This window comes from Flavobacterium sp. U410 (genome assembly GCF_053570605.1).
The window spans coordinates 15,290-28,089 of record NZ_JBSEFI010000033.1 but is presented as its reverse complement, the minus strand read 5'-3'; the positions used below and the strand labels follow the sequence as shown (position 1 = coordinate 28,089).

Sequence of the window (12,800 nt, the reverse complement as noted above, 5' to 3'; positions counted from 1 at the left end):
ATAAAGAGTAGTGAGAGTTTTTTGAATAGTTGTTGTTTCATTAAGAGATAAATTGAAACGTTTTATGGCTCAAATATATCGTATTTTTTTTATTAATAACAAATTTTATTTGTTATTAATGTTAATATTTATATTTTATCTATTACAAAGGGCTGTTTTGTAACAAAAAGTCCCGAAGGATTCGGGACTCAATGTTCTTGATAAGAAATAAAATTAATGCTATTAACCGAGACAACCTTAATGCTTCAAATGTTAATATTGATACAGTTTTTCTGTATATTTTGTTAAAATATGTTTTTTTGCAATAGAATTAAATAATTATCTCCCAAAAAATTTCCCAAAGAATCCTTTTGCTTCTTCTTTAACCTCAACTTTATTTTCATCAAACTTGACAAATGCATCTACAATAAATTGATCGTATGTTTTCCTTGTTCTTCTAGAAAACCTGTAAGGTATTTTTCGCTAGCTTCAAGACCGCTTGCTTTTTCAATTTGTAGTAGTCTTGTATAAAGAGGCTCTATTATTTTAGTAATAACATCTTGAGGAACAGCTCTTCGTTTACCAACATATTTAAGAATTTCTCCTTTGTTATCTTTGGTAACTTCAAAGTCAGTAATCACCCAATAGTATCTTCCTGTTTTAGACAAATTTTTGACAATGGCATTAAAATTTTCACCTTTTTTTAGACTGTCCCATAGGACTTTGAAAACTACTTTTGGCATATCAGGATGTCTTATAATGTTATGAGGCTGACCCATCAACTCATAATCTTCATATCCTGATACATCTATAAATGCTTCATTAGCATATTCAATAGTACCGTGTTTGTCTGTTTTACTCATCAATGTGGCTGTTTTGTCCCACATTACTTCTTTATCAATTGGTGCAGGTTTTTGTTCCATTTTTTACCTTTTTATAGATTTATTGTAATGAGGCTGTAAGATACATAATAATTTAAAAAATATTGCGAATATATTATTCTTATTTTGAACTTATTTTTCTATATTTGAACTTTTAACACAAACGTTATGATAGAACATCCTGAATTAAAATTAAAGAGAATACGTGAGCTAAAAAACCTTTCTCAAGAGCATATTGCTAACCAATTAGGATTGAGTATAAGAGCATATTCTAAAATTGAGACAGGGGAAACTCAACTTACTATAAACAGACTTAATGAAATTAGTAGGATTTTAGGAATAAGTGCTTTTGAAATTTTAGGTTTCGATAATAGACATATATTTAATATCAACAGCTCAATTGGAAACAATGGATATAATTATATTGCCTATTCTGAAAAGCTAACTCAGCAATATGAGGAAACTATACGTTCTTTAAAAGAGCAAATAGAATTACTTAAGTTTATGTTAGATAAAATCAACTGTACTAAAATGTTTTAAGCATGTTTTATTTATAGGCATAAAAAAATCCGGCCCTATAAAGTCGGATTTTTTTAATTACTTAAAATTTATTTTTACCAGATTTTCACTCTCTTCTCAGGAGCAACATACATTCCGTTTCCTGGTTTTACGTTAAAAGCATCGTAGAAACCGTTTACATTTTGTAATGGAACCGAAGCTCTATACATTCCCGGAGAATGTGGATCTGTTTTCACCTGATTTTTAATGGCTTCATCTCTCATTTTTGTTCTCCAAATGGTTCCCCAAGAAATAAAGAAACGTTGTTCAGGAGTAAAGCCGTCGATTAATCCCGGATTTCCATTTTCTTGTAAGTATATCTGCAATCCGTCATAAGCAGCATTAACACCACCTAAGTCACCAATATTTTCTCCTAAAGTGAATTTACCATCTACATAAATTCCTGGTAAAGGCTGTAACGCTGAATATTGGTCAGCCAAAGCTCCTCCTAAATCTGTAAATTGTTTCAAATCTTCATCACTCCACCAATTTACTAAATTTCCATCAGAATTATAACGAGAACCCGAATCGTCAAAACCATGTGAAATTTCGTGGCCAATTACTGCTCCAATTCCTCCATAATTTACGGCTTCATCTGCTCTATAATCATAGAAAGGGGGTTGCAAAATGGCTGCTGGGAATACAATTTCGTTATTTGATGGATTGAAATAAGCATTAACAGTTTGAGGCGACATTCCCCATTCGGTTTTATCGACAGGTTTTCCTAGTTTATCAATATTTTTTTCGTGAGACCAAAGAGCATATTGTCTAGAATTTTCAAAATAAGTTCCTCCGTTTTCAGGGCTAGTTACCGTTAATTTTGAATAATCTTTCCACTTATCAGGATATCCAATTTTGACCGTAAGTTTGTTTAATTTTAATTTTGCATTTTCCTTAGTTTCTTTGGTCATCCAAGGTAAACGGTCAATTCTGTTTTCAAAAGCTTTCATTACATTAGCAATCATGGCTTGAGCTTTTGCTTTTGCTTCCGGCGGGAATTTTTTAGCTACATATAATTTACCTAATGCTTCTCCTAGTCTACCATTTACTGTAGCTAATGCTCTCTCTTCGGCCGGACGCTGTTTTACGGCTCCTGTTAATGTTTTCCCGTAGAATTCCCAGTTAGCATCTGCAATTTCTGTAGAAAGTAATCCGGCATTATCATTTAATAAAGTCCAACGTAAATAAGCTTTCCATGAAGATACATCCCCTTGTTTTAGGATTGCTTCTAACTCTTCCATGTATTTTGGTTGCGAAACAACTATAGAATCCAATTTTCCCATTCCATTCGTTTCAAAATAATTGTTCCAGTCTACATCGGGAACTAACTTTTGCAAATCCGAAACTTTCATTGGATTATACGTATTTCTTCTGTCACGACGAGCTACACGATCTAAAGTTGCAGTAGCCATTTTTGTTTCTAAAGCCAATACTTTTTCTGCTGATGCTTTTGCAGAAGTCTCTTTATCTCCTAAAAACTGAAGCATTCGGGTAACATGAGCAACATATTTAGCCCTTTTTTCTTTCATGTCTTCCTCTTCAGAAACATAATAATCTCTATCGGGTAATCCTAAACTTCCCGTTCCTACATAAACAACGTTTCTATTACTATCTTTTGCATCTGTATATACATAGCTTCCAAAGAAACCAATTCCTCCTTCTCTTTCCATTTCTGTAATTAAAGCCGTTAAATCTTTTGCTGATTTGATATTTTCAATTTTAGTCAAATAAGGCTTTAATGGTTCTACTCCCATTCTATTACGTGTAACTGTATCTAAAATAGATTTGTATAAACTAAGGGCTTTCCCTTGATCTGAATTAGGTTCAATTGTTCTGTCTGCTAAAGCTTCTTTTAAAATTGCCATAACATCATCGTCGGTATTTTTTCGCAATTCGTCAAAACTTCCCCAACGAGTTCTATCGGCCGGAATTTCAGTTTTGTCCAGCCATTTTCCATTAACATATCTGAAAAAATCATCAGCTGGGTTAACGGAAGTATCCATATAATCAGTATTTATTCCGATTTTAGGCTGAGAAGATGTTTTCTCTGTTGTAGCTACTGGTTCTTGAGAAGATTTACAAGAGTAAAGTGCTAAAGACAAAAAAAGGAAGCCTAAGCTTCCTTTAATACTATAATTTTTCATTTACGTGAATTAAAGAAAGTTAAAAGACAAATATAAGCTTTTGTTCTTTTAACTCTCTAAACACATTACTCTTTAACAATTCGTTTTACTACAGGTTGTGTATTTGTATTGATTTTTACGAAATAAATCCCTTGAGCAGCGGACGTTAGATCTAAAGTCGTTTCGGGTGTAGAAATCCCTTCTCTAACATAAATTTTCTTACCGCTAATATCATATACTTCAACACTTTTTGCTTCTAGAGTTCCTAAACTCAATGTAAAAGTACCTTTTGAAGGATTTGGATAAACCATAACTGAATTGGTCTCAAAACTTTCAGACGAAAGAGTTCCGCTAATTAAGAAATTATCAATATTTACCCCTAATTGATTAACCGCTTCATCAGAATGGAATACAACCCTAAAAATCACGCTGGTTTCATTATTCAAATCTGTCAACGGATAAGAATAATTTGTGTTTGTTGTACTAGTTCCTGTCCATTGAGCTCCGGGACAATTATAGCAATCACTTCCTCCTGAAGAGGCTAAAGTTCTGTCGCTATTATACCAACCTGTTGTTTTAGTTCCTAATACGTTCCATGTAGCACCAAAATCGGTAGAATATTCTAGATAAACTATATCCCAATTCAGCTCCAAATCATATTTCATATCAAAACTAATCATCGGGTTGCTGACATTAGATAAGTTATAACATTGAGAAACTAAATATTTTTTGGTCATATCGCTGTAGTTTCCTGTCAAGTTAGTTGTATACACATAATTATTAACTCCACTTGAAAGTTGACCTCCGGTTCTAATTCCTCTTTCCCAAGGCGTATCTGCTGAATCTTCATTATATGTAACCAAAACATCATTTGCCGTTGTAAATGGATTTGCTACTCCTATTGTTCCTTGATCGTCGATCAAAACTATCACAGATCGCGTATTATTATCACTTCTACCATCGTTAGTCACAGTTGTAGTTATTTGAATAGTGTGAGCCCCTCTTACCATTCCCGTAATCGGCAGACTATAGACTACACTTTCACAAGGATTAATTAAGCCATTCCAATTTACATTTGTTGCAGTACCGCCATCAATTGTGTAACTTATATTTACAGTATCTATAGTATTTGTTCCTTGGTTTCTCATTGTTACGAGTGTACTTACACTAGCTGCAGCTCCATTACAACTAATTGAAGCGGGAGCTTCTAACACAGATAAAGCAACATCATCTGCTGCTGATTCATAAGCTTCTCCAACGTTAACCGCATACCAAGCATTAGTTACTGCCATTACTTCAGGACTATTGCCACAATATAAAATATTTGCAACCTCAATAGATGCTTTTCTTGCATCAGCATACGTAGAATTTGGTGTTAAATAATCATGTTCCATGATATAAGCAATTTCAGCAGCTTCTGCTAACCCTATTCCGGTAACACTATAAACATCAGGAACCGGGGCATTATTAAACCCTGTTTCACCAGCTGCTAAAATATAAAACCAATGATTCAACACTCCTGAGTTGGTATGCACTCCTCCATTATCTCCTGTTCCTGAATACCAATAAGTTCCTAAATAAGTATCCGGATCTCCTTTAGAATTAGGGTTTTGCATAGATCTCAAATAAGTTGAACTTATATCTTCTCCTATTAGCCAAATATCGCTACTTACAGTACCTGACATACTTCCCGTTCTTCCATAATGCTCTATACATGCTCCCCAAATATCTGAATATCCTTCGTTCATAGCGCCTGATTCGTTTTCATACACTAAATCAGCTGTATATGTACAAATGGCATGACCTATTTCGTGTCCGCAAACATCAATAGAAGTTAGAATATCGAATCCTCCGCTACTTCCATCTCCGTACGTCATTCCTGCTCCATTCCAAAATGCATTGTTGAAATCAGTATCATAATGTACATAACTAACTATAGCTGCCCCATTATCATCAAAACTGTTTCTACCGAATACATCAGACCAAAAATCGTAGGTTCTTTCTGCTCCCCAGTGCGCATCTAAAGCACCATTATCTTTAGCACTGTTATTGTATTCCGCCGAAGTCCAATTGTTATCATTATCGGTAAAGTCAACTGCACCTTGATAGCTTGTTGTTGTTTGGCTATTTAATGTGATAATTCCATTTCCTCTGGTAAAATCTCTTAATCTATAATTTGTTCCTGTATAATCTGTTTCAATCGTTCTTGAACCACTATAACGAGTAGCTGCCGTACCAGCCATTAAAGCACTTGATTTTTTACCAAAATGTTTATCTGATGAAGTATGTGCATACTCATTTAAATGTTTGATGACAGCATTTTTAAATAGAATTTCTCCGGAATGCGCATCAACATATACAATTTGTCTAGATACAGGTTGAGAGGCATAAACATCTAACTTATAGGCTAGATGAACAGAATTATCTTTTAAATTTGGAAAAACGACTAATTCTCCTGTTGGTTTTTGATAATTCATTAATTTTGCTTCTTCTACGTTCTCCCACAAATAAGCTATAGCATTTATATCTTGTTTTGCTCGTTCCAGTGCTTGATCAACAGAAAGTTGAGGCATTGTACCCAAATTCCCAGGATTGTATAATTCTCCATTTACACTTGTTACCTGCCCTTGTTTTCCGTGGGTGATAACTACGCCATATTCAACTTTTAAATTGTTATAATATTGTTGAAATTTATGATGAATAGTACCGGATTTATCTTGAGAAGAGTATACGCTTTTAAACTGTATTTTTTCATCAATCTTGAATTCTTTCTTAAATTCATTTAACGCTTGTTGCTCCGAAGTATTTGCTGTTTCTATTTTAATAAACCTTTGATTTGCCGGAAGCTTATTTTCTTGTGCTGACAACCTTAATAAACTAAAGGAAATCAATAGTAATGTAAACGTTCTTTTCATACTTTATAGTGAGGTTAATTTTATTTTTTTGTTAAAAACAAGTTGGCTTAGATAACAAAAATAATCTATTTTAAATTAAATAAACTTCTTTTAAAATTTTATTAAGCTATTTTATTCGGATATATATTTTGAAGTCTAAACACTTACTTAGTACCTTTGCAAAAAAATAAAATGGATTCATCATTTAAAAAATATAAGCTCTTTTTTATCGCTTTTGGAATTCTATGTATTATCATTTTTTTAGCGATTTATAAATTATCTATCCCCAGAAAAACACTTCCCGTATTCACGCCTCGTGATGTTAATCCGGAATTAGTAGATTCTACCGTGCAACACATTGGATATAATCACATTATTGCTGATTTTGCTTTTACCAATCAAAATGGTCAAACAATTACTCAAAAAGATTATGAGAATAAAATATATGTGGCTGATTTCTTTTTTACAACTTGCCAAACTATTTGTCCCAAAATGACAACCAACATGGTGTGGTTACAAGACCAAATAAAAGACAATCCTGAAGTAAAATTGCTTTCCTTTTCGGTGACGCCAGATATTGACAGTGTTCCGGTTTTAAAAGAATATGCCAAAGAAAAAGGGGTGTTAGATTCCAAATGGAATTTGGTTACAGGCAATAAAAAAGACATTTATTATTTAGCCCGAAAATCATATTTGGTTGTTAAAACAGGTAAACCCGAAGACATGTATGATATGGTTCATACCGAAAATTTTGTTTTGGTTGACCAAAAGAAAAGGATTCGAGGGTTTTATGATGGAACAAAGAAAGAAGATATACAAAAACTATCGGAAGATATTAACTTTTTATGCTCCGAATAAATTTAATAACAAATAGCGTACTGAGTAACCAAATATAGCGTATATTTGTATTTTAATTCAATCTAAATAAGAATGTCGGTTCCCCTTTCAGAATTAAAAATTGGTGAGAAAGCCATCATTATTGATGTTAATGTAGATGAAATTCCGTTGAAACTTCTAGAAATGGGATGTTTGCCCGGAAATGAAGTAACCTTGGTACAAATTGCGCCTTTTGGTGATCCATATTATTTCAACATCAATGATTCTCACGTGGCTATACGAAAGGAAGTAGCTAATGAAGTAACCGTCGTTCTCGAAAATTCGTTACACGAAAATGCAAAATAAAGTTTTAAAAGTTGCCCTTATTGGAAATCCCAATGTAGGAAAGACTTCTGTTTTTAATCAATTAACCGGTTTAAACCAACAAGTGGGAAACTATCCCGGAATTACGGTTGAAAAAAAACAAGGCTATGCTAAATTATCGCCTTCTCTTAAAGCAAAAATCATTGATTTACCGGGAACTTATAGTTTAAACGCTAGTTCTATTGATGAAAATGTGGTTATTGAATTGCTTTTAAACCGAAATGATGAGGACTTTCCGGATGTTGCTGTAGTAGTTACAGAAGTTGAAAACTTAAAAAGAAATCTGCTTTTATTTACCCAAATTAAAGACTTAGAGATTCCTACTATTTTGGTAATCAATATGGCCGATCGAATGAAACAAAAAGGAATTGAGCTCGATATTGCCGTCTTAGAAAAACAATTAAAAACAAAAATTGCATTAATTAGTTCCCGAAAAAAAACAGGAATTGATGAATTAAAACAATTGATTTCCAATTATAACGATTTACCAACTGAACCGTGTTTGAATGCTTCAAGTATTGATCCTGAATATTTCGACAAACTACGAAAAGCATTCCCTAATCAATTGCTGTACAAACTTTGGTTGGTTATTACCCAAGATGTAAACTTCCTGAATTTGGAACGAAATGAGATCAAAAGTTCGTTTACCAAATCCCATTCCGAGCTAAAGCGTTTACAACAAAAAGAAACCATAAAGCGCTATCAGTTTATCAACGAAACTTTAAAATTAGGTCAAAAAATAGACCATTCAAAAGCAACCGATTTACGCGCCAGATTAGATCGTGTTTTGACTCACAAGGTTTTTGGCTACTTCATTTTCTTCGGAATTTTAATGCTAATTTTCCAGTTTTTATTTGACTGGAGTAGCATTCCAATGGACTATATTGACGAATTCTTTGCCAATTTAAGCTCGTATGCCAAAACACATCTACCGGCAGGCGAATTTACCAATCTCATTAGTGAAGGATTGATTTCGGGAATTGGAGGAATCGTTATTTTTATTCCACAAATTGCCTTTTTATTCCTTTTCATTTCCATCTTGGAAGAAAGTGGATACATGAGTCGTGTAGTCTTTTTGATGGATAAAATCATGCGCAAATTCGGTTTATCCGGAAAAAGTATCGTGCCTCTAATTTCAGGAACGGCTTGTGCTATTCCGGCTATTATGGGAACCCGAAATATTGAAAACTGGAAAGAACGATTGATTACGATTTTAGTAACGCCATTTACAACGTGTTCGGCTCGTTTACCGGTTTACGCCATTTTAATCTCATTGATTATTCCCGAAAAACGAGTTTTTGGATTCCTAAATTTACAAGGTTTAACCTTAATGGGATTGTATTTAGCAGGATTCGGAATGGCCATTCTTTCAGCTTACATTTTAAACAAAGTATTAAAACTGAACTGCAAATCGTATTTTGTAGTGGAAATGCCTTCGTATAAAGTTCCGATGTTCCGAAATGTATCAATCAATGTGCTTGAAAAAACAAAATCGTTTGTTACCGGAGCCGGGAAAATCATTTTAGCACTTTCTGTTATTTTATGGTTCTTAGGTTCGCACGGACCAAAAGAAGGTTTTGAAAATGCCGAAGCTATCGTTACAGCGCAACATCAAGATAATTCTGAAATCGATTTGGAAGACGAAATCAATTCGTATAAATTAGAAAACTCTTATATTGGTCTTGCCGGAAAACTAATTGAACCGGTGATTAAACCTTTAGGATACGATTGGAAAATTGGCGTGGCTGTCGTGAGTTCATTTGCAGCACGCGAAGTATTTGTGGGAACTTTAGCGACTATTTACAGTGTGGGAAGTCACAGCGAAGAAGAATTGACCATCAAACACCGAATGGCAGCCGAAGTGAATCCCGTTACCGGAAAGAAAATCTTCAATTTTGCCACCGGAATTTCGCTTTTGCTTTTTTATGCTTTTGCCATGCAGTGTATTTCTACATTGGCTATTGTAAAAAAAGAAACTAATTCGTGGAAATGGCCTATCATTCAATTAGTTTTTATGAGTGGTTTTGCCTATACTGTGGCTTTAATTGCTTACCAAACATTAAAATAAAATGCAACAAATTTTAGTTTACGTAACATTGGCTCTTGCTATTGGATTTTTGGTTAAAAAGTTCTTTTGGAAAAAGAAAATTAAAAAATCCGACAAATCTTGCGGTGAAGATTGTAACTGTCATTAATTACTTTTGGCTAAAAGAATCTTCAAATAATACGAATCAAAGGGATTTCTTTCACCATCTTTTACATTGGGATGAATTTGAATGCCTGTAATAGTTTCCTGATCTAATTGAATGTGTTGTTCCAATAGTTTTTTATTGGCTTCATAATTTTTATAATCAATGGTCATTGGAACAATTATCACATCTTCTTCCGTATTGATCTGCAACAACAATTTCACTTCACCGGCTCTAATACAATTCACGCCTTCCGGACAACGACTATCCGAAAGGATTTTTTCTATTTTCAAAAAGGTATGTTTCTTAGTTTGTACTTTTTCTTGTGTACCAATGGCAAGAAAACCATCTTTGGTAAAACTCGAAGTACTTTTACAACTCAAAAGGGTCAATAGAATAAGGCTTAAAAAATATTTCATATTACACTGTTATTAAAACCGGAATTTTTATTTTGTGACGAACAGCACCAACGGTAGTTCCAAAAAGTAAATCTTTTACCCAATTGTGTCCGTGAGCGCCCATAATTAAAATGTCGAAGTTTCCGTTGTTGATGACTTCCGGAATTCCTGTTTTTGGATTTCCAAAGCCTAAACGAACTTCTACTTGATACCCGAAATCTTCAATTTTCCGTTTGTATTCTTCTAAATATTTGGCATCACTCATGGTTTCAAAATCATGCGCTTCGTCACCATAAACAAAAGCACCAACCGTTTCTACAATGTGAATCAACACATATTTAGCTTCTTTTCCCCCTAATTGAAACGCACTTTCGATACTTTTTTTATCAATTTCCGAAAAATCTAACGCAATGGCAATACTCGAGAAACTTGCAGATCGATTGTCTTCCGAAACAATAATTTTATCGATATGCGGAACTAATTTTGCATGTCCTTTGGTTTTATCCAATAAGGGTTTAAACATAATATAAAGCAACAAGAACAAGAAAAATACCGCCAACGGAACAATAAAGATCCAAATATAAATGGGGTTTTCAGTATTTTGAATCCAATTGTGGATTTCGTCATACACTAATTTCACGTTAAGCGAAACAATGACTAAGGTTACTAACCACGAAACAATTTTTGTAGGCAACGAAATTTGAAAACCTTGCATTTTTTCTTTGCTACTCACAAAGTGAATTAACGGAATAATGGCAAAACCTAATTGCAAACTTAAAACCACCTGACTCAAAATCAAGAGTTCTCCGGTTGATCTTTCTCCAAAATAATAAATTGCCAAGAATGCAGGAACAATAGCAACCAAACGAGTTACAATGCGTCGCACCCAAGGTTGAATTCTCAAATTCAAATAGCCTTCCATCACAATTTGTCCGGCTAAAGTTCCTGTAATCGTAGAACTTTGTCCTGCTGCAATCAACGCTAAAGCAAATAATGCGGCTGCCCATTTGGTTCCCAAAAGCGGTTCTAACATTTTATGCGCATCCTGAATTTCAGCAATTTCAAACATGCCGTGTTTATGGAAAGTTGCCGCTGCCAAAATCAAAATGGCGGCATTTACAAAAAAGGCTAAATTTAAGGCTACTATTGAATCTAAGAAATTGTATTTAATAGCTTGTTTAATTCCTTTTTTAGAACGATCAAATTTTCGGGTTTGTACCAAAGACGAATGCAAATACAAATTGTGCGGCATCACCGTAGCACCAATAATCCCAATGGCAATGTAAAGCGCTTCACTATTAGGAATTGAAGGAATCAATCCTTTAGCCATTTCCGAAATTTCAGGTTTGGCAAAAAATATTTCAATAACAAAAGAAAATCCGATGATAGCAATAAGTGTAATGATAAAAGCTTCCATCTTTTTTATGCCTTTATTCATCAAAAATAAAAGCAAAAAAGTATCTAAAAGTGTAATACCAACTCCCCAAAGCAATGGAATATCAAAAAGTAATTCTAACCCAATGGCCATTCCTAATACTTCCGCTAAATCACAAGCAGCAATGGCAATTTCAGCTAAAAAATATAAAATAAAATTAATCGGTCTCGAATACGTATCACGCGAAGCTTGTGCTAAATCGCGTTGGCGAACAATTCCCAAACGGGCACTTAAGCTTTGTAATAGCAACGCCATTAAGTTTGACATCAATAAAACCCAAAGTAAAGTGTAACCAAATTGACTTCCTCCAGCCAAATCAGTAGCCCAGTTTCCGGGATCCATGTAACCTACACTAACCATATAAGCCGGTCCAAAAAACGCTAATATTTTTTTAAACACTGAGGTTTTTGCCCCGGTGTCAACCGTATTGTGTACTTCTTCTAACGAATGATTATTTTTCATAGGCTATTGCTTCTTAATAAATAGGTTCCCGGCAATTTTAGTCGAAATAACCGATTGTATGCCATTGATTTCAACTCTCATTAAATCGTCATAATCGTCTTTATCCAAAATGGTAATTACCGAACCTAATGCTATTTTTTGTTTGTCTAAATATTGTAAAAAATCAGAAGAAGTGTCTTTCACGCCAATGCACAAATAAGTAGTTTTCAAATCGCCTTCCATCAAAAGCATTTTATGAATTTTCTTGATTTCTCCATTGGTATTAGGAATAGGATCGCCATGCGGATCAAAATCCGGGAATTCCAAAAATTCATCCAAACGATTAACTAGTTTCTCTGATTTTATATGTTCTAATTCTTCTGCAATTTCATGAACTTCATCCCAAGAAAATTTTAGTTTCTCAAACAAGAATACTTCCCACAAACGGTGTTTTCTTACTATCATTTTGGCAGCATACGAACCTTTTTCGGTTAAAGAAACACCCTGATATTTTACATAACTTACCAATTCTTTCTCGGCTAGTTTTTTAATCATATCGGTAACCGATGAAGCTTTGGTATCTAACATTCCCGCAATAGCGTTAGTATTAACTCCTTTTGGTGACACTAAAGACAAGTGATAAATTACTTTTAAATAGTTTTCTTCTGAAATAGTCATGATCTGATCATCAAATTGTTTAGC

10 protein-coding genes and 1 pseudogene are annotated in these 12,800 nt (G+C 33.9%); 5 read left to right on the top strand and 6 right to left on the bottom strand.

Annotation, left to right across the window (positions count from 1 at the left end; translation table 11 throughout):
• Positions 1–318 precede the first annotated feature (318 nt).
• Positions 319–902, bottom strand: a pseudogene (locus tag ACUSJC_RS16145) (PAS domain-containing protein).
• A gap of 126 nt (positions 903–1,028) precedes the next feature.
• Here ACUSJC_RS16145 and ACUSJC_RS16140 point away from each other — a divergent pair.
• Positions 1,029–1,400: a helix-turn-helix domain-containing protein gene (locus ACUSJC_RS16140; RefSeq protein ID WP_449270600.1), complete on the top strand. Its 372-nt coding sequence runs from the start codon at positions 1,029–1,031 to the stop codon at positions 1,398–1,400.
• 74 nt (positions 1,401–1,474) lie between these two features.
• Here the strand turns inward: ACUSJC_RS16140 and ACUSJC_RS16135 are convergent, their stop codons facing one another.
• Together ACUSJC_RS16135 and ACUSJC_RS16130 are read right to left on the bottom strand one after the other, a co-directional pair.
• Positions 1,475–3,562 carry a M13 family metallopeptidase gene (locus tag ACUSJC_RS16135; protein ID WP_449270599.1) on the bottom strand — a complete coding sequence of 696 codons (2,088 nt, stop codon included), beginning with the start codon at positions 3,560–3,562 and terminating at the stop codon, positions 1,475–1,477.
• Positions 3,563–3,627: 65 nt separating this feature from the next.
• Positions 3,628–6,456: a M4 family metallopeptidase gene (locus ACUSJC_RS16130; protein WP_449270598.1), complete on the bottom strand. Its 2,829-nt coding sequence runs from the start codon at positions 6,454–6,456 to the stop codon at positions 3,628–3,630.
• Positions 6,457–6,627: 171 nt separating this feature from the next.
• Here ACUSJC_RS16130 and ACUSJC_RS16125 point away from each other — a divergent pair, with 171 nt between their 5' ends.
• The 4 genes from ACUSJC_RS16125 to ACUSJC_RS16110 all read left to right on the top strand — a co-directional run bounded on the left by ACUSJC_RS16125 (position 6,628) and on the right by ACUSJC_RS16110 (position 9,830).
• Positions 6,628–7,293, top strand: a complete 666-nt coding sequence (locus tag ACUSJC_RS16125; protein WP_449270597.1) for an SCO family protein — start codon at positions 6,628–6,630, stop codon at positions 7,291–7,293.
• A gap of 72 nt (positions 7,294–7,365) precedes the next feature.
• Positions 7,366–7,617, top strand: a complete 252-nt coding sequence (locus ACUSJC_RS16120; RefSeq protein ID WP_449270596.1) for a FeoA family protein — start codon at positions 7,366–7,368, stop codon at positions 7,615–7,617.
• On the top strand, positions 7,607–9,703 hold the full coding sequence (feoB, locus tag ACUSJC_RS16115) for a ferrous iron transport protein B (protein ID WP_449270595.1): 2,097 nt from the start codon (positions 7,607–7,609) through the stop codon (positions 9,701–9,703). Before ACUSJC_RS16120 ends, feoB begins: the two co-directional genes overlap by 11 nt.
• Position 9,704: 1 nt before the next feature.
• Positions 9,705–9,830 (top strand): FeoB-associated Cys-rich membrane protein, encoded by a 126-nt coding sequence (locus tag ACUSJC_RS16110; protein WP_449270594.1) that lies wholly within the window; start codon positions 9,705–9,707, stop codon positions 9,828–9,830.
• Here the strand turns inward: ACUSJC_RS16110 and ACUSJC_RS16105 are convergent.
• The 3 genes from ACUSJC_RS16105 to ACUSJC_RS16095 are packed head-to-tail and all read right to left on the bottom strand — an operon-like array spanning position 9,827 to position 12,776.
• Positions 9,827–10,243 carry a hypothetical protein gene (locus ACUSJC_RS16105; RefSeq protein WP_449270593.1) on the bottom strand — a complete coding sequence of 139 codons (417 nt, stop codon included), beginning with the start codon at positions 10,241–10,243 and terminating at the stop codon, positions 9,827–9,829. The two genes, ACUSJC_RS16110 and ACUSJC_RS16105, sit on opposite strands and share 4 nt — an antisense overlap.
• 1 nt (position 10,244) lies before the next feature.
• Positions 10,245–12,119, bottom strand: coding sequence for an Nramp family divalent metal transporter (locus tag ACUSJC_RS16100; RefSeq protein WP_449270592.1), 1,875 nt, complete (start codon positions 12,117–12,119; stop codon positions 10,245–10,247).
• 3 nt (positions 12,120–12,122) lie between these two features.
• Entirely contained in the window at positions 12,123–12,776 is a 654-nt protein-coding gene (locus ACUSJC_RS16095) for a metal-dependent transcriptional regulator (protein WP_449270591.1), read from the bottom strand.
• Between the last annotated feature and the right edge of the window lie 24 nt (positions 12,777–12,800).

Coding starts and splice junctions, on each gene's coding strand:
- ACUSJC_RS16140 (WP_449270600.1), top strand. CDS start 1,029: ATGATAGAACATCCTGAATTAAAATTAAAGAGAATACGTGAGCTAAAA.
- ACUSJC_RS16135 (WP_449270599.1), bottom strand. CDS start 3,562: ATGAAAAATTATAGTATTAAAGGAAGCTTAGGCTTCCTTTTTTTGTCT.
- ACUSJC_RS16130 (WP_449270598.1), bottom strand. CDS start 6,456: ATGAAAAGAACGTTTACATTACTATTGATTTCCTTTAGTTTATTAAGG.
- ACUSJC_RS16125 (WP_449270597.1), top strand. CDS start 6,628: ATGGATTCATCATTTAAAAAATATAAGCTCTTTTTTATCGCTTTTGGA.
- ACUSJC_RS16120 (WP_449270596.1), top strand. CDS start 7,366: ATGTCGGTTCCCCTTTCAGAATTAAAAATTGGTGAGAAAGCCATCATT.
- feoB (WP_449270595.1), top strand. CDS start 7,607: ATGCAAAATAAAGTTTTAAAAGTTGCCCTTATTGGAAATCCCAATGTA.
- ACUSJC_RS16110 (WP_449270594.1), top strand. CDS start 9,705: ATGCAACAAATTTTAGTTTACGTAACATTGGCTCTTGCTATTGGATTT.
- ACUSJC_RS16105 (WP_449270593.1), bottom strand. CDS start 10,243: ATGAAATATTTTTTAAGCCTTATTCTATTGACCCTTTTGAGTTGTAAA.
- ACUSJC_RS16100 (WP_449270592.1), bottom strand. CDS start 12,119: ATGAAAAATAATCATTCGTTAGAAGAAGTACACAATACGGTTGACACC.
- ACUSJC_RS16095 (WP_449270591.1), bottom strand. CDS start 12,776: ATGACTATTTCAGAAGAAAACTATTTAAAAGTAATTTATCACTTGTCT.